We start from the raw sequence: 17,101 nt of genomic DNA, 5'->3' as shown, positions 1-17,101 counted from the left end.
ATGACAGACAAAAACGACAAATGACCAAACGCATCATCGGGTTAACTGGAGGTATTGCTACAGGTAAAACCACTGTCGCTAATTATTTAGCTAGCGCTTACAATCTGCCGATTTTAGATGCAGATATTTATGCTAGAGATGCAGTGTCTGTAGGTTCGCCAATACTAAGTGCGATCGCACAGCGTTACGGCGCAGAAATTTTACTTCCAGATGGCAACCTCAATCGTCAAAAGCTGGGCGAAATTATCTTTACTCATCCAGATGAGCGCCATTGGGTAGAGAATTTAATTCACCCTTATGTAGGCGATCGCTTTTTCACAGCCATTGCTGAATCCTCTGCACCAACACTAGTATTAGTTATCCCTCTGCTGTTTGAAGCCCAGATGACTCATTTAGTTACAGAAATCTGGGTAGTGTGTTGTTCTGAGTCACAACAGTTGCAAAGATTGATACATAGAAATCACTTAACTAAAGAACAAGCCGGAGCTAGAATCAAAAGCCAGATGCCTATTACAGAAAAAGTTGCTCATGCTGATATAGTATTAGATAATTCTCATACACTAGAAGTATTACTGAGGCAAATAGATGCTGCTATAAACAAATCTAATGAAAAATAGAAAATTTGTGCTGTTTAAAAGACTTATCAGTAATGTTGCAAAGACATCAAATATTGGTAGATTAAGTATGTACTTATTTCGAGGATAGAAGCCTATATATGGAACTGCCACACAAATAGTTTAGTAATTTTACAGTAGACGGTAAGATCGCTATTATTGTAGACTATTCATTGAGCTTCCATTTTATCTTGAGGAGATATAATTATTAGCTAGTAACTGGTATTTATATTTTCCTGAGAAATTTTATGTACTAACAATTCAAAAAATAATTCCAAATTATAAATACTTATGTTGGAGTTGTTTTTGTCTATGTTCACAAAAAACTGCTCATAATTTTTTAGTTTATGTTGCAATAGGGTGCAGATAAAACTTGGGTTCTATATTCCTTACCTCTAATAGGGTTTAGGATTATCTGAAAAATAAGCAAGACTAAATAAACTGTATTAGTTAAACTTTTGGCACACATAAGCGCATTCGCCTGTTTGTAGTTAGATAAACTTATTCCAGGCTACTGTCTTGTAGGCTAATTTTCTAATTACAATTTCCACAACATTTTTGCTGGCTTAGTTGCTGTAAAAACCTAATATTCATCTAGTTAAAACCCTTTTTGTAAACATAACTTTTGGAGAACTCACTATGTCTATTCTGAGGACAGGTATTAATTTTAGCTTTAGCTTATTCAGTGGGTTCTTACCAATGCTTGTTATATTAAATGAAACAAAACAAAAGCATAAAATACACGATTACACCCAATTAATTCGTGGTAGAGACTACATATTTGAAACTCTACAAGGAGGTTTGAGGGGTTACATGACCGGAACAGGAAAAGGTATTAAACCCCGCGATTATATTATTTTGCAGCATGGGTCTCAAAATTATCGGTATCAAGTAGAAGAAATTGATTACTATGCAGATCCATCAGATATGTGGATTGCCTTAGTGAAGCAAGTAAGATTTGAATAACTAGCTATCATAAATTTTGTATGCAAAATACATATCCCCGACTTCTTAAAGAAGTTGGGGATTTTGCTAGCTATATCTATTCTAGATTCACCAGAAAATGAGCAATTAAAGTATTTCTTTCGTAAGAAAGTAAGTAAAGATGCAAAAGATTTGGATTGTCTTTATCTAGATGCATAATTGAACCATCAACTCCTAATTGGTGATGATTTATCCATCTATTTTGAGAATCTAGCAAAAAACTAAAATATGGGCTTTCATCTGGATGCTTCTGATTTAATTCTTCGTAGCTTTGCACAAACGGAGGAACGCTAATTCCTAGGGGCATAGTTAAGCCTTTAGCATAATCTGCAATTGGCAACCTAGGCAACTCTTTGAAATTAATACCACTGATGAATAATCTATTTTTTTCGCCAGTTTTCATATCAGCAAATAACAACTCAAGTTCCTGTAAAGTGACATTATTATTAACAGGCTTAATGTTCCTCAAAATAGCTTTTTCAAACTTACCTATTCTCCAGAATTGAGTATTCCAAGGTTGGTTAGGGTTATAAAATCCTGGGGGTTGGAAAGCCGCAAATCTAATTTCTTGTTGATTGCTATAAAAATCTCTCCAAGTTGTGAGATTTTTAGTTAAGGTAGTTCTGATTTTTCTACTCTGTTCGCCTGATGAAATTATTCTTTCATCTAGAGGAAAATTAACAGTAGCTTCTTTTTGGTCAATGACATTTCGCAACAGATTATTTCTCATAATAGAATCGCTGGGTTCTTGCCAGTGTTCCAATCGCCACCAATACTGCCAATAAGATATTTTATTAATATTTTCAAAGATATTTTTGTAATGTCCTAGGGGGAAGGTAAACCAAGTTTGATAATAAAGAGATTTATTGTTATCCTCTTTAGTAAACAGTGCAATTTCCCAATATCCGGCATTTAAGCAATTGTTGCTTAAAGCAATTTCATAGAGATTTTGATTTTCAAAACCATCACCACCACTAATTTCGATATTTTCTGAGTTAGCCGGAAAAGTTACCTGTTGTCTGTTCCATTCGCGTTCAATAAAGGCGATTAATTCTAAATCTTTGTCTTTTTTAACCCATTCTGGGACTTTAGGCACAAATAATTTTAAGTCAACATTCTTGATGACTATTTTCGCTGTTTTTGTGTTTGTTGGTTCCAATACAAAATCAAAGTGAGTAGTATCTCTCTTGATAATGGTTAATTTACGGCTAGAATATCTTTGGAAGTTTTTGCTTAATTGAGCCGGATTGGCAGGATAATCAGCATTAGATAGTTCTTGTAGTTCGATCGCCATTTTATTAGCAAACTTATATCTGCTGAAAAACCAGTGACTACCCAGACTAAGCAAAATCAAGAATAAAACCAGGAAAGTAAATAAAATTTTCTTTTTTGTAACTCTTAAATTTATTCTGCCCAATAGGGTAATAATGGCGCTGCTTTGCGTCTGGGAAGTTTTATTCATTGATGAAATACCTCTCAAGTCAATCCTGTTTAATAGCAGGGCAAAAGCATTTTGATTGTTAATTTCCCCTCTGTTAGCTTATTGCCGATCAAAATACAACAGGATTTACGCAAAGCATGACCAATGTCAATAAATTTTTATGAGCATTATGTCATGGAAATTCTACTAGCTGTTCTTTATAGTTGGAACAACTAAAAAATGAGATGTGTTTGCCCTATGCTTAAAAGCATAGCCTACAGATCGATTGTAATTAGTAGTTATTAATTCGTAATTCGTAATTAAAAACGGTTAGAGAAACAGACTTCAGCCGTTGAAAGAACTTATATCATGTCCAGGAAAACACAAGTCAATTGCGATCGCGTCGTTCCACTACCCTGTGAAAAGCTACCTTTTAGGCGTCTACGTTGCACTCGCAGCGAACATGATATTACCGCATTGCAAATTACGAATTACGAATTTATTAACTTTCACCGCCAACTACTACATCTCGAATTCGCAGGCTGGGGCCGCCACAACCTACAGGTAAGCCGTTTTGTCCGCCTTTACCACAACCGCCAGATTCATCCCAGTAAAAGTCATCACCAATTGCTTCAATATCTGCTAAGGTCTGGAAAACATTACCAGAAAGGGTGACATCTCTGACAGGTTCAGCGATTTTGCCGTTTCTAATCATCCATGCTTCCCCGGCGCTAAAGGTAAACATTTCTCCATTGGTCATACCACCTAGCCAATTACGGGCATATACGCCTTCTTTGATGTTGCTAAATAAGTCTGCAACTGGGGTTTTACCTCTCTCAATCCAGGTATTTGTCATTCGGACAATGGGATTGAAGTGATAATTCAGACAACGGGCGTTACCTGTGGGCGCTTCATCTAATTTGCCTGCGGTTTCTCGCGAATGCAAACGTCCTACCAAGATTCCATCTTTAATTAGTTGAGTTGTTGTGGCGGGTGTGCCTTCGTCGTCGTAAAAATAACTACCGCGATGTCCTTCGGGCGCAGCACCATCAAAGATTTGCAGTTCTTCCGGGCCAAATCGCCTTCCAATGGTCATGACTTCTAAAATATCTGGGTTTTCATAAGCCATATCAGCTTCCGAGAGATGTCCAAAGGCTTCGTGAACAAATAAACCAGTAAGTATAGGGTCAATGACGACGGTATAAGTATTACCTTTTACTGATGGCAGAGATAAAGCTGCGATCGCTCTTTTTGCAGCACTCTTAACTTGTTCGTCTAAATTGGTTAAATCTTCGTAGGCTTTGCGAGAACCGGTGGTTTCTCTCCCAGTTTGAACAGTTTCGCCGTCTCTTGCAGTCGCGGCAAAGCGCATTTCCATGTCCACCCAAGATTGTTCAATCAATGTACCATCTGAGGTGGCAAGAATAATTTTTTGGGCAGTATCACCGTAGCGGACTGAAGTTGTAGTAATTCGGGAGTCAACGCTTTTGAGTAGATCGGAATAGCGATCGCATAATTCTTTTTTCTGACTCAACGAAATTTTGCGCGGATCGGTTCCGGTAAGGGGTAGCTGACAGACTGCTTGCACTCGGTCAATGGGAGCTAGTACAGTTTCTTCATCACCTACCATGCGCGCAGCTGCGATCGCTTCTTCGATGCGTTCTTTAATTGTCGAAAGCCGATTAAAACAGCTTAAGCCCCACCCGCCTTTATAACAAGCGCGAATATGTCCGCCCATTGAAATACCTTCGCTGAGGGTTTCTACCTTGTCGCCACGCAACAAGATATCTGTACCTTCTGCTTCTTCCAGGCGAATCATCAAATAATCTACACGAGATGAGTAGCGGGCAATTAAATCGGAAAGTAAATTTTGTGCATCAGCTAGTTTAGTCGGCATTTCTAAGTAGTAACTATGACGAACTACTTTTATTGTGCAATTATTTGCTCCATGTCTGCTACTGAAGGGCAAAGTCAAGGGTTAAGAGTTAGCAGCACGAAGAAGTTCAAGATTTTCACGACACTTAACTGTAGAAGGATGATTAACACCTAATTTGTGCTCCAGGATTGGCAAGGCTTGTTGATACAAAGGTTCGGCTTCGGCATACCTTCCTTGGAAATAGTAGAGTTTAGCCAAGTTGTTGAGGCTGATGGCGAAGAGGTGATGTTCATCTCCCAACAGGCGTCTATATATTGCCAAGGCTTGCAGATACAAGGGTTCGGCTTCGGCGTACCTTTCTTGAGAATAGTAGAGATAAGCCAAGTTATTAAGGCTGATGGCAACGTCGGGATGTTCATCTCCCAGCAGTTGTTTTCTCATTGCCAAACCTTCTAGATACAGGGGTTCGGCTTCGGCATACCTTCCTTGGGAATCGTAGAGAGTAGCCAAGTTGTTGAGGCTGGCGGTGACATAGGGATGTTCTTCTCCCAGCAGGCGTTTATACATTGTCACAGCTTGGAGATACAAGGGTTCGGCTTCGGCGTACCTTCCTTGAGATTTGTAGAGTTCAGCCAAGTTGTTGAGGCTGGTGGCAATGTCAGGATGTTGATCTCCCAACAGGTGTTGACTCATTGCCAAAGCTTGGAGATATAAGGGTTCGGCTTCGGCGTACCTTCCTTGAGATTCGTAGAGAGTAGCCAAGTTGTTGAGGCTGATGGCAATGTCAGGGTGTTGATCTCCCAGCAGGTTTTGACTCATTGCCAAAGCTTGGAGATATAAGGGTTCGGCTTCGGCGTACCTTCCTTGAGATTTGTAGAGTTCAGCCAAGTTGTTGAGGCTGGTGGCAATGTCAGGATGTTGATCTCCCAGCAGGTGTTTTTTCATTGCCAAAGCTTGCAGAAATAAGGGTTCGGCTTTGGCGTACTTTCCTTGGGAATCGTAGAGTAATGCCAAGTTGTTGAGGCTGGTGGCGATGTCGAGATGTTCTTCTCCCAGCAGGCGTTTTCTCATTGCTAATGCTTGCTGATGCAAAGGTTCGGCTTCGGCGTACTTTCCTTGTAAATAATAGAGATATGCCAAGATGTGGAGGCTTTGGGCGATGTCGGCATGTTCTTCTCCTAAGCGGGTTTTGACTGTTGATAAACACTGCACATACCAAGGTTCTGCTAACTTATACAAACCCTGTCCTTCATAAAATATACCCAAGCCAACAAACACCCAAATTAAATCTTTATCCTTGATAACATGAATTAATTTTTGGGCTACTTCTTGGAGATGAGGAATAGTATCTTGGAATGACTCGATAAATTCATGGGTGGGAGTTGGAGGAATTTCTTTGGCCTTTTTTACCATCGCTGCGGCAAAAGTTTGTTTAAATTCCACTTCTAACTCTTCCCCTCCAGCAAGGAGGCTAATTTGTGCTAACTTCCCTTGGAAAAATTGCCGAATTAACGGATGAATTTGATAACAAGCGTTTTTCTCTTCTAATCTTTGAATAAGATGACGTTTGTAGAGTTGCTTTCTCGCTTCCGTTACATCTACCTTTTCCCAATTCAGCAACTCACTGGTAGACTCTACCAATTGCCAAGGTATGACATCAGGGGCAAATAAACTCAACAACGCACCGACAAGCTGAGTTTTTTCCTCTAGTTCTCGCCAGCTTAATTCAAAGGCGGCTTTCACTCCTAGCTGTGCTGCACTCAGAGTTGGCTGTCTCCGTTCTAGTGCTTCATCTTCTAGATGCTGCGCTTTCAGCCGTTCCCACATTTCTGCTAAGGATAAATCTGGATCTTCAGCTAAATACTGTCCGACTAATTCCAACCCCAAGGGTAAATATCCCAGCCATTGACACAAGTCTTTAGCGGTTGTCTCTTCCCGTTGTATGCGCTTTTCACCCACAAAAGCTGTCAGCAGTTCTAAAGCTTTGATTTGCGGTAGTACATCTAAAGAAATTTCTTGGACAAAATTGGGGTTGAGGTTGCGTAACCGGGTAGTGATGAGTACCCGGAAGCGGTTGGTTGTCGGCTGTACTTCTCGCAGATTCTCTAAATTACAATACTTCGGACAAAATTAGGCAGCAATAACGCCGTAAGATCGTAGGCTTTGGTAGTTAGGATGAGATTTAATTACAGTCGCACAAAGGCCTAACTTTGAAATAAACGTGTCGAGCAAATGGTCATTAAAAGAGCGTCGTTTGACACTGGCCATTGAAAAGACAAAGGGTTGTTGACCCGACTGCTGTCGATAAGCATCGAGCTTGGCAAGATTTAAGGCAGTGAAACTGACATTGAAATGAAAATCAAGTTTTTTAACATCACGGGCTTGACAATCACTCAGTCCGGTAAACTGTTTAGCATCACGGAAGATGAATTCGATTTGAAAGCGCAGTTTGTAGAAACGATAAATTTCGTCTGGCGATTGGCTGATATCTGTCGAGAATAAGACAGCATAACTCGGTTTGTGAGGCTGACGGCGGTCAAGTAAATAAGCCAGGCGTATCTTGCGTTTGAGTGAAACGTGCCATACAACAGATGTGTAGAGTTCAAGCCCTGATTGCAGTTCGCGTACCCAACTCAAGCGAGTAGGGTCGGCTAGATCAACTTTGCCATCATATTTACGTTTAGCTCCCCGTGCTTTTTGTTCACCTTCAAACACATATCGTAGATTCGCATCTCGGCGCAGTTTACTAATCACATCGAGCTTGAGCGCCCTCACCCCTGTGACAAATGCTTCCTTGGCATATGCTCCATCCACAGCAAGATAGCGAACTTGGGGAGGTAATTGAGGTTGAGTAATTTCCAGGTGGTGAAGATAGTAGTCCATCCGTGTCAGTTCTGGACAGAAGCCTTGGTCAAATGTTTGTTCAGCAAGCAGACCAAAGCCCACTTCAGTTTCTACATTTATCACCGCCACCAAGGACACTTCCAATCCTTTCTCGACTCGATTGTGACTACCATTGTAAAATTGGTCAAGTCCAAAGGTCTTTTTCCCACTTTTGGCAATGAATGAGCAATCCATCACGGCGATCATCTGGTGCTGTAAAGAGTTTGCTGCTTTGATAATTTCTGCGTTGAACTGGGCGAAGTCAAACTGTCTGTGAAACTGTCGTCGATAGGTTTTCTCGCTCAAACTGCTGTAGCGACTCAAGTTGGTAAAATTTACCTTGCCACATGTAATTAATATCGTTGCAAACAGCGTTGTCATCACCTTTACTCCCGGTTTGCCCAAAACGCCCATTTTTTCCACCAGGCTTTGTATAATTTCCATACAGCTATCGTTCCTGTGCTTGTTTCTTCTAATCAGCACCCTAATGGATCGATAGCTTTCTTGTCGATTGGCTCAACTCAAAACTGTCCGGAGTATTGTAAATTAGTGACATCATCAAATACTACCAACACCAAACCCTCGGATGGTTGCCAATGCTGCCAACACCATCGTACTTGTTCTTGGAGGTTCAGCAATTTTCCGCCTAACTCTTTTGGGATTTCTTGACCGATGTACAACAGATAAAATTGCACAATGCTAGCTGCTAAATCCGATTCTCTCCCATTTAGCCAGCAGATACCGCCAGGATAATCGGCTTCATGTCTTAGTGCATACTGGGTTGCTAGTTCTGTTTTACCGACACCACCCATCCCAGCTACCGCCGAAATTGCTACGTTACCCGACTGCTGCAATTTCTGATGGATGTCGGTAAGTTCATTGTCTCGCCCAACAAACTTGACCGCGCCTTTGTAAATTAAATTGTTAGGGATATTTGGTGGAGAAGTCTGTTGTGATGACCCAATATTAATTGTTGGGTTGTTGATGTTAGTCTCGCCACCCTTAATGTTTATCCCTTGCCAATTCTCATTGCTCATTTGCTGCCAAAGTTGAATGTGGGATTACTGATAGTATTAGTGCCACCCTTAATATTTATACCTTGCCAGTTCTCTACTGTTGTAGGACTTTGCGCTTTAATAGTTGCGGTTAACTCTGCAATAGCCTTTGCTAGTTCAGGGTTAGCTTGTGCAGCAGTGCTGGCTTGATTTCCTAATGCTTCGACAGCTTCCTTAATTTCCGGGTCTGCTGCTGCTGCTTTTTTTACCTCTTCTACTAATACAGCTTCACCAATATCTTCTCGTTCTGCTGGTGGTAAGGCTGCTTGTGCGGCTGCGGTTTCTAAAGCTGCGGCTGTTTCGGGTGATTTAGCTTTAAGAACTTGCTTGGCTTTGTCTAAACCAGCATCCAAAGCCTTTTCTGTTGACCAATCGATGACTTTATTACCGATTAAAGTTAAAAGAGCGATCGCACCGACGGTAATTGGTTCCATAGTAATTTGGTACGATATTAGACCATTAAAAACGATTATAAGGAATTTTTTCAGTAAACTTAGGGAGAGAACAAGATAAACTTAGTAGCACAACAATTTTCTGCCTCTAACCAGGATATTTCTTGCTCTCAGCCTGAGTCTGAGAATAGTTTTTTCTCAAGATGTGATGCGGTTTAAGCTCAGAACTCCATTAATGAGGCTTTTAGCTCCGTTAATGAGGCTCAGAACTCCGTTAATGAAGCTCGGAACTCCATTAATGAAGCTCGGAACTCCGTTAACGAGTCTTTTAGCTCCGTTAATGAGGCTCAGAACTCCGTTAACGAGTCTTTTAGCTCCATTAATGAGGCTTAGAACTCCATTAATGAGGTTCGGAACTCCGTTAACGAGTCTTTTAGCTCCATTAATGAGGCTTAGAACTCCATTAATGAGTCTTTTAGCTCCGTTAATGAGCCTTAAAAGTGGAATCTCATATCAAGTTCGGATCAACACTTGTCATTGCGAGCGAAGCAATCTCAGCCCTTGCGATTGCTTCATTCCGCTTCGCTCCATTCGCAATGACATTGTGTAATTAATTCTGCTTGAGTACTTACCATTTTGAAAAAAGAATGCGACAGATGAGTAGGGGCACGGCATCCATAATCTTTTGGTATATCAAATGATCTTACTGATGCCGTGCCCATACAAAGAATTTATCTGTCACAAAGATTATTTGAATTGGTATTAAATCAGCAAAAAAGAAATTAAATATCAGCCAAGATTTAGCGATCGCTACTTATTCTAAAACATACTTCTCAGCCACTTTCCAATAGCGAGAGAACCGCTTCAGGTCAATATACCCATCGTAATCAAAAAACGGTTCTACCTCTAACACTTCCATAACTAAAGCAGATTCAACTTCCTTGCAGATATTCGCAAAGCGCGGGCTAGGACTTGCGGTGGTGACAATTAAATCGGCATTATGCTCTTGAGCAAAGGCGATAATTTCCTGGGCTACATTACCACGCCGAATTTCAACAGGTAACTCTAGCAAGCATTCGTAAATAAAGGTGATACGTTTAAGGCTCAGTTGCCATTCTTCTATCAACGCATCGTCCCAAACCCAGATAGCTGGTGCGTCGGGATATTTTTGCAGTGCAGGATTGTGGGGACTTAAACAGTCGCCATGTACCCAAACTATTGGTTTACTCATCAGATTTTATTACGAGCGATCGCCTATTGTATGTTAAGGGACTGCCAGAAAATAAATTATCCAATTTACTCAAATAATAATATTCTTCCTCCCCCTGCTCCCTGCTCCCTGCCCCTCCGCCTACAAATTTTTTAGCTGAAATTCCCTAACCACCACTCACAGGTGGAATTAACACGACTTCATCGCCATTTTGCAGGGGTGTATCCGGTTCGACAAATATTAAATTAATCCCAAAGCGGGTAATATCTCGCAATTGGCGCAGTTCTGGATGTTCCGCAATCAAGCGATCGCATACTGCTCTCACTGGCGTACCATTGGGAAATTCTAACACCAGTTCTGATGTTTTATAAGCTTCTTGGTAAGCTGCAAATAACTTCACGGTTACGGTAATAACAGAATTAGACATAAACTTTTATTATTCCCCAGCCATAAATACGGGGATTTCTAGTTTTCAGATGGCAATCTCCCTGCTAGGTTTTCACCTACACAAGGTAATCTCATTATGCTTTAGACTTAATTTTGAAACATGAAATTCTGTAGGAATTATATTACTATTTTCGACATCATCAAGTTACATTTTTTTTCTAGCCCCTTTGATAAGTGGCTAATGATGGCTTTAGTAAAATAATTAAAACTGGAATTATATAAATTTTTTATTATATATAATAATTAAGTCTTTTAGTAGAGAAAGTCTGAAAACAAGTTAGTAAAGTTAACTAAGACATATGCAAATAGAGATGTAACATTACATGATGAATAGTGATGAAAACTGCCATTGCATGATTTTTTGATGTGTTTGTTTGCCAAGTTAATTGATTGAATCATTAAAGGTATTAAAAGTAAAATGCAATCTGAATTCAACTTTTTTCAGCACTGGTATCCTCTCACACCAATTAAAGATCTAGACCCCAATAAACCAACCCCAGTAACGCTTTTGGGACTTCGTTTAGTAATTTGGCAGCCTAAATTCTCTGAAACTTACCAAGTATTTTTAGATCGATGTCCGCATCGCCTAGCCCCCTTGAGTGAAGGAAGAGTTGACGATAAAACAGGCAATTTAATGTGTAGCTATCACGGCTGGCAGTTTGATTCCGAAGGAGTTTGTACTCATATTCCCCAAGCAGAAGATCCAGAAATTGTCACTAAAAATCAACAAAATTTCTGTGCAGTTTCGCTACCTGTGCGCCAAGAAAATGATTTACTTTGGGTTTGGCCAGATGCGAAATCAACTGAAAATGCTGCTGCTACACCTTTACCTTTATCACCTTTAGTAGATGCTAGTAAAGGTTTTGTCTGGGATTCCTTTGTACGTGACTTAGAATACGATTGGCAAACCCTTGTAGAAAATGTCGCAGATCCCAGCCATGTTCCTTTTGCTCATCATGGAGTGCAAGGCGATCGCCAAAAAGCAAAACCCATTCCGCTGAAACTCGTACAATCAACGCCAAACTTGATTGAGGTAAATACTGACAGATTCTTTAAAACCACAATCACTTTTGAACCACCTTGCCACTTAGAGTATGCAATTAGGATTGGTGATTCTGACAAGCAGATGGGACTGATAACCTACTGCATTCCCGTTGCTCCAGGTAAATCAAGGATTGTCGCGCAATTTCCCCGCAATTTTGCCAAAACAATGCATAATTTAATACCTCGTTGGTGGAATCATATCAAAACTCGAAATGCGGTTCTGGATGGAGATATGATACTTTTGCAACAACAAGAGTACTTTCTGCAAAAAATAACATCAGTTGAAAGCTGGAAAACTGCTTACAAACTACCTACAAGCGCCGATCGCTTAGTCATTGAATTTCGCAATTGGTTTGATAAGTATTGTCACGGGCAACTCCCTTGGAGCGAAGCGGGAATTAAAGTTCCAGACAGCCCAACAATCAATGAAGATCGCTCGGTGATGTTAGATCGCTACAAACAACATACTCAGCATTGTAGTAGCTGTCGTGGGGCGCTGAAAAATATCGAGCGCTCGCAGGTCGGACTTTTAGCGTACTTTATCACAGTAGTATCAGTAGTTGCCGTTCTCCCTGATGCGCTGCGAGTCAAGCTAGGCTTACCTCTAATGATTACAGCCCTCTTCAGTTTAGGAGTTTACGCTTGGTTAAAATTCTGGCTTCGCCCTAAATTTTACTTTGTGGATTATATACACTCCCAGAGATAATTGCGCAGATGGCAGTAGGCGAAGTTACTCGTCTATTGCTAGTTTTCCTTACAGGTGCAACACCAGAAATTCTAATTTGAGTAAAGTGCGATCGCAAGAAAATAGGACATAAAAATTTTAATTATCGTTCGGGATAATCGAGATTTATATTCACAAACATATTTTCGATATGAATTAACAAAAATAAGATGATTTAAGTATATTTATTTTGTCACTTTTATCTTTCAAAAAACTCAAAAAAATATTAGATACTGGCAGAATATAGGAAACAAATATTGTAATTTTCACTATCTAAAATCTGACAGTTACCTAATATAGCTATGACGTTTTTATTAAATTCTCACAATGTCTTTGACTATTTAACTAAACATCACCTTTATACTCAAATAGAAAAAGACCAAATTGAGATAGAGTTGAAAGCTGCCAAAAATTTTAATTTATTACTAACCCTGCCAAATAATCAAAAGCTGTTGGTTAAGCAAGAACGACACAATCACGAAGGAAAAGCATCTGGTGAATTTTTAAGTGAGTGGCGAATTCAAGAATTCTTACAAAAATTTCCCGAACTCAATCATCTTCAGCTTTCGCTACCACAAGTACTGCATTTTGATGCAGAAAATTCCATTATGGTGTTTAAATATCTAGATGATTATCAAGATTTAATCGAATTCTATAGTAACGAACAGAATTTTTCAGTGGAAATAGCTGTGTCCATAGGCACTTTCTTAGCAACAATTCATCGTCATACTTTCAATAACCAAGAATATCAAGACTTTCTGGTTGACAATTTAGACAACTCTAGAACAGAACAGGTAAAAACAACGATTAGAGGATTGGAAAGGATAGAACCGGAAATTTTCGGTTTAATACCTGCTGATGGGTTGAGGTTTTTTTCCCTATATCAACGCTATGAAAGCTTAGAAGCATCTCTCAACAATTTAGGTAACGCTGTTATTCCTTGCTGTTTAACTCACAACGATCTGAAGCTAAATAATATATTAATCTATAAAAATTGGCAGCAATCTAATAACAGTATTATACGCTTAATTGATTGGGAACGTTCTGCTTGGGGAGATCCAGCTTTTGATTTAGGAACGCTTATTAGTAGCTACGTACAATTATGGCTGGGTAGTTTAGCGATTAGTAAATCTTTAAGCCTTGAGGAATCTCTAGGTTTAGCGATGACTCCCTTAGAAAAACTTCAGCCTTCAATTGCAACATTAACCCAAGTTTATTTACAGACATTTCCACAAATTTTAGAACAACATCCTGATTTCTTGCTGCGGGTAATGCAATTTACAGGTTTTGGTTTAATTCAAGGAATTCAGGGAATGATTCAGTATCAGAAATCTTTTGGCAATGCAGGTATTGCTATGCTTCAGGTAGCTAAAACCTTATTATGCCGCCCAGAACAATCAATACCAATAATTTTTGGTACTAGTGAATTAATTCAAAAAACTGCTTTAACTGCTTAAAACATTTCATCATAAATCAATAATTATGCAATTACTCAACACAACTCAAACTCAGCTTCAAACTGAGATAAATACGCAATTGCTGGATGTTTTAGAAGATATTGTTAACAAAGTTGAAATTCAATCTGATTTTTCGATTCGCCATCCAGATTATAAACCAGTGGAACTACCTGCTGATACAGTTGAAAGGTTTCAGAAACTGCCTGAAAAAATACAACAGAAATATCTAAGTCTAGAACTGCGAAGTTTTCTCTACGGTATTTATTACAACGGTGCTATGCGAAAAGCACTAGCAGCAGATACAGAAGAAAATAAACTCCCTTTGGATTTAGAAAATAATACTGTTTTGGGAATTGATGTCGGGTTTTATCAGCAATTACATGAAAGCAATTCTGGAGAAGGCTATTTTGATCCTGGCTGGTCTATTTTGAGACAGGAACCTGATGGGAGTTTAGCAGTCACTAATGGTAGTTTAAGGCTGCATATTCAGCGAGATAAGCATCTGCAAGTATCTGAACAATCTGCTTGTCCGGGTGATTATGTAGCTATCCGAATGCCTAAGAATCGAGTGCAAAACGGCTTTTATATGGCAGTTAGCAATGCAGGTTTTCGTCGTCTTGAATACACAAACAGCGAATCAATAACAGTGAGAATATATTTTAATCTCACTCCTGAAGGTGCTGTAGCGATGATGGATAGTCTTACCCGACAACTAAATGAGATACTAATTCCTTTTAGTTTTAAAGTTTTGTACAATCCAAAGCAGTATGAACGCTATGATTCAGGAGTTTTGTATTTTGATAAGAGAGATTATGAAGCTGTTGAGCCAGTTTTAAAGGCTGTTTATACAGTGCATAAATCACATTTTAAGACAGAAATCCCCCTATTTACTATGCATATAGCATCGGGGTTGGGGTTAGCAGAAGAACCAGACCAAAAGTTTGCTGAACGTGAAAGTTTTGGCATGAATCGTTGTCAGATTGTGGCGAATGGGTTGTTGTCAGCTTGGCAACAAGCAGATAACTCAACCGCAGGAAGGATGAAGTCTATTCTTAATGAATTTTCTCGTTTAGGTATTGATTTTCAACGGGTTTATTTGAATGCTAACTCTGAAGATATTTATAGGGTGTTTTAATAGCTAATAAATATTCAACAATATAATTTAGTTTGAAGTCTCAAAATATTTTGAGACTTTTTTATTTTAAAATTTTCGTATGACATATCTGATTGAGTTTTGTCCCTTTAATCGACAGAATTTAACTTGAAAATTATGCTTGATAATTAGAATTTTTATTCTGGATGCGCGATCGGTATAACCGAATTCTAACCAAGAAAGCATTAGTAAGTTTTTAGCATTTTTACGAGCAAAAGTGTTATTTTTATGGTCTATTAATTAGTTGTATACATCTAGGCATATCAATTTTAAATAAATACAATTTGATCGGGAATCAAAAATAAAAAACGATTCCAAGTAACCAAAAAAACGTAATTGGAGAAAACTCAAATGGCTGATATTAAGATTAACGACATCAAACTTAATGTTGCTGAATTATTTCTCGATTCTGAAAGCTTTTTGAATGAATTGAGCAACGATGAACTAAATCTACGAGGAGGAATGCAGATTGCCAGTACCAAGAGCTATTACTGCGGAACAGTTACAACCAATGAATTTAGCACTGATAGCGTAGGATGCCGTACCAATCCAGTGGCTAAGTAACTAGTCTAATTAAACATAGGGTGGGTACTAACCCACTCTATGAACAAAAATTTTAATTTCATTAGCCATTTCAAACAAACACAGTCTCGATATTTGAAAAATAAAGGAGAGTTTTTATGGCTATTAATCTCAACTATAAAAACTTATTTAGTTACTTAAAAGAGACCGCTATCTTTACACAAGAAGAATTAGCCTATATGAAAGTTGATGTCAAATATAGCAAAAATTCTTATTGGCTCATAGAAGTAGCTGAAAACAATTACAAGCTAGTTATTAAACAAACTCCTAATTATCATAGTCACGATCGGGACGAGAGAATTGATAAAGAACGAGAGATTTATAAGTTTTTACAAGTAGAAACAAATTTGTACTTTATTTCATCACTAACCCCAGAAATAATATATTTCGATGAGATGAATTCGATTTTGATATATAAATATCTTGATAGATATATCAATTTAGAAAGTTATTATATGAATAATAATAATTTTCCCCATACCATTGCCGAATTAATTGGAAATACTTTAGCAAAACTGCATAAAGAAAGTATCAGTTCGGAAAAGTTCTACAAATTTTTAACTAAGTATTCAGCAGAAAAAATCCCTTATCAACTTTCTTACCCTGATTATATTTCCGAGCATCTATTTCAGCGCTTGAAGCCTGAGAATTTAAAGAAGACTCCAACTTATGTTTGGAGATTTATCGGAAATTTTCAAAAAGCTGATGCTTTAATAGAAGTAATTAAAGATCTGCTGTTTCAGCATCGCCGTTGTTGTTTAACGCACAACAATATTCAATTTAAAAATCTCTTAATATCTAAGAACTGGCATACCTTATCATCAGATCTAAATCATAATGAAGAAAACCTAATTAAGCTTATTGATTGGGAAACTTGTAGCTGGGGCGATCCGGCTTGCGATTTAGGTAAAGCAATTGCTGGCTATTTTCTATTTTGGCTTAATAGCATGATTATGCATCCTACTATTGAGATTAAAAAATCTATACAGCTAGCCGCTATTCCTTTAGAAGTTGTTCGCCCTTCGATTGTAGCCACGATTAAAGCTTATATCAATGCTCACACAAAGGTTTTAGAAGGTTATCCTGAATTTCTCAGACGTGTTATTCAATTTGCTGGGCTTGCTGTAATTTATCAACTATTAACAGAATTTCAATTTCAGCCAGAGATAGCTCTATGCCATCAAGAAGTTTATTTTTATATTGCGGCACAATTACTTTGTAAACCAGAAAAATTTATGGCTATTTAAAGTATTTGTATTT

General features: G+C 38.6%; 14 protein-coding genes and 1 pseudogene. 7 read left to right on the top strand and 8 right to left on the bottom strand.

Annotation, left to right across the window (positions count from 1 at the left end; genetic code table 11):
* Positions 1-20 precede the first annotated feature (20 nt).
* Together coaE and AACU33_RS20600 are read left to right on the top strand one after the other, a co-directional pair.
* Positions 21-617 carry a dephospho-CoA kinase gene (gene coaE, locus AACU33_RS20605; RefSeq protein WP_096590423.1) on the top strand — a complete coding sequence of 199 codons (597 nt, stop codon included), beginning with the start codon at positions 21-23 and terminating at the stop codon, positions 615-617.
* 636 nt (positions 618-1,253) lie between these two features.
* Positions 1,254-1,580 carry a hypothetical protein gene (locus tag AACU33_RS20600; RefSeq protein WP_096590422.1) on the top strand — a complete coding sequence of 109 codons (327 nt, stop codon included), beginning with the start codon at positions 1,254-1,256 and terminating at the stop codon, positions 1,578-1,580.
* 76 nt (positions 1,581-1,656) lie between these two features.
* On the opposite strand, the gene AACU33_RS20595 is transcribed toward AACU33_RS20600, so the two are convergent.
* The 8 genes and pseudogenes from AACU33_RS20595 to AACU33_RS20560 all read right to left on the bottom strand — a co-directional run bounded on the left by AACU33_RS20595 (position 1,657) and on the right by AACU33_RS20560 (position 10,861).
* A complete protein-coding gene (locus AACU33_RS20595) occupies positions 1,657-2,892 on the bottom strand; it encodes a hypothetical protein (protein WP_339376172.1) in 1,236 nt (411 codons plus the stop codon).
* Positions 2,893-3,520: 628 nt separating this feature from the next.
* A complete protein-coding gene (locus AACU33_RS20590; RefSeq protein ID WP_096590420.1) occupies positions 3,521-4,915 on the bottom strand; it encodes a TldD/PmbA family protein in 1,395 nt (464 codons plus the stop codon).
* 81 nt (positions 4,916-4,996) lie between these two features.
* Positions 4,997-7,006: pseudogene (locus AACU33_RS20585) on the bottom strand (tetratricopeptide repeat protein); the annotation flags it as partial.
* Between the two features lie 18 nt (positions 7,007-7,024).
* The gene (locus tag AACU33_RS20580) at positions 7,025-8,221 is read right to left on the bottom strand and encodes a transposase (RefSeq protein ID WP_339375962.1); all 1,197 of its coding nucleotides are present in this window, start codon (positions 8,219-8,221) and stop codon (positions 7,025-7,027) included.
* A 77-nt stretch (positions 8,222-8,298) separates the two neighbouring features.
* Positions 8,299-8,814: an NB-ARC domain-containing protein gene (locus AACU33_RS20575; protein ID WP_339376171.1), complete on the bottom strand. Its 516-nt coding sequence runs from the start codon at positions 8,812-8,814 to the stop codon at positions 8,299-8,301.
* On the bottom strand, positions 8,811-9,266 hold the full coding sequence (locus AACU33_RS20570; RefSeq protein WP_096590418.1) for a hypothetical protein: 456 nt from the start codon (positions 9,264-9,266) through the stop codon (positions 8,811-8,813). Before AACU33_RS20570 ends, AACU33_RS20575 begins: the two co-directional genes overlap by 4 nt.
* A 772-nt stretch (positions 9,267-10,038) precedes the next feature.
* The gene (locus tag AACU33_RS20565; RefSeq protein WP_096590417.1) at positions 10,039-10,455 is read right to left on the bottom strand and encodes a universal stress protein; all 417 of its coding nucleotides are present in this window, start codon (positions 10,453-10,455) and stop codon (positions 10,039-10,041) included.
* 145 nt (positions 10,456-10,600) lie between these two features.
* Positions 10,601-10,861 (bottom strand): MoaD/ThiS family protein, encoded by a 261-nt coding sequence (locus tag AACU33_RS20560; protein WP_096590416.1) that lies wholly within the window; start codon positions 10,859-10,861, stop codon positions 10,601-10,603.
* A 438-nt stretch (positions 10,862-11,299) separates the two neighbouring features.
* Between AACU33_RS20560 and AACU33_RS20555 the strand changes: the two genes are divergently transcribed.
* From AACU33_RS20555 to AACU33_RS20535, 5 genes are all read left to right on the top strand, one after another.
* Complete coding sequence (locus AACU33_RS20555) at positions 11,300-12,631, top strand: aromatic ring-hydroxylating dioxygenase subunit alpha (protein ID WP_096590415.1); 1,332 nt, start codon at positions 11,300-11,302, stop codon at positions 12,629-12,631.
* Positions 12,632-12,951: 320 nt separating this feature from the next.
* The gene (locus AACU33_RS20550) at positions 12,952-14,106 is read left to right on the top strand and encodes an aminoglycoside phosphotransferase family protein (RefSeq protein ID WP_096590414.1); all 1,155 of its coding nucleotides are present in this window, start codon (positions 12,952-12,954) and stop codon (positions 14,104-14,106) included.
* A 25-nt stretch (positions 14,107-14,131) separates the two neighbouring features.
* On the top strand, positions 14,132-15,241 hold the full coding sequence (locus AACU33_RS20545) for a T3SS effector HopA1 family protein (RefSeq protein WP_096590413.1): 1,110 nt from the start codon (positions 14,132-14,134) through the stop codon (positions 15,239-15,241).
* Positions 15,242-15,610: 369 nt separating this feature from the next.
* Positions 15,611-15,823: a hypothetical protein gene (locus tag AACU33_RS20540; protein ID WP_096590412.1), complete on the top strand. Its 213-nt coding sequence runs from the start codon at positions 15,611-15,613 to the stop codon at positions 15,821-15,823.
* Positions 15,824-15,939: 116 nt separating this feature from the next.
* Complete coding sequence (locus tag AACU33_RS20535; RefSeq protein ID WP_096590411.1) at positions 15,940-17,088, top strand: aminoglycoside phosphotransferase family protein; 1,149 nt, start codon at positions 15,940-15,942, stop codon at positions 17,086-17,088.
* The last annotated feature ends 13 nt before the right edge of the window (positions 17,089-17,101 follow it).

This window comes from Calothrix sp. NIES-2098 (genome assembly GCF_963875125.1).
Lineage (GTDB): Bacteria > Cyanobacteriota > Cyanobacteriia > Cyanobacteriales > Nostocaceae > Aulosira.
The sequence above is the reverse complement of the archived record's forward strand: the minus strand, read 5'-3'. Positions and strand labels throughout refer to the sequence as shown.

Coding starts and splice junctions, on each gene's coding strand:
- coaE (WP_096590423.1), top strand. CDS start 21: ATGACCAAACGCATCATCGGGTTAACTGGAGGTATTGCTACAGGTAAA.
- AACU33_RS20600 (WP_096590422.1), top strand. CDS start 1,254: ATGTCTATTCTGAGGACAGGTATTAATTTTAGCTTTAGCTTATTCAGT.
- AACU33_RS20595 (WP_339376172.1), bottom strand. CDS start 2,892: ATGGCGATCGAACTACAAGAACTATCTAATGCTGATTATCCTGCCAAT.
- AACU33_RS20590 (WP_096590420.1), bottom strand. CDS start 4,915: ATGCCGACTAAACTAGCTGATGCACAAAATTTACTTTCCGATTTAATT.
- AACU33_RS20580 (WP_339375962.1), bottom strand. CDS start 8,221: ATGGAAATTATACAAAGCCTGGTGGAAAAAATGGGCGTTTTGGGCAAA.
- AACU33_RS20575 (WP_339376171.1), bottom strand. CDS start 8,814: ATGAGCAATGAGAATTGGCAAGGGATAAACATTAAGGGTGGCGAGACT.
- AACU33_RS20570 (WP_096590418.1), bottom strand. CDS start 9,266: ATGGAACCAATTACCGTCGGTGCGATCGCTCTTTTAACTTTAATCGGT.
- AACU33_RS20565 (WP_096590417.1), bottom strand. CDS start 10,455: ATGAGTAAACCAATAGTTTGGGTACATGGCGACTGTTTAAGTCCCCAC.
- AACU33_RS20560 (WP_096590416.1), bottom strand. CDS start 10,861: ATGTCTAATTCTGTTATTACCGTAACCGTGAAGTTATTTGCAGCTTAC.
- AACU33_RS20555 (WP_096590415.1), top strand. CDS start 11,300: ATGCAATCTGAATTCAACTTTTTTCAGCACTGGTATCCTCTCACACCA.
- AACU33_RS20550 (WP_096590414.1), top strand. CDS start 12,952: ATGACGTTTTTATTAAATTCTCACAATGTCTTTGACTATTTAACTAAA.
- AACU33_RS20545 (WP_096590413.1), top strand. CDS start 14,132: ATGCAATTACTCAACACAACTCAAACTCAGCTTCAAACTGAGATAAAT.
- AACU33_RS20540 (WP_096590412.1), top strand. CDS start 15,611: ATGGCTGATATTAAGATTAACGACATCAAACTTAATGTTGCTGAATTA.
- AACU33_RS20535 (WP_096590411.1), top strand. CDS start 15,940: ATGGCTATTAATCTCAACTATAAAAACTTATTTAGTTACTTAAAAGAG.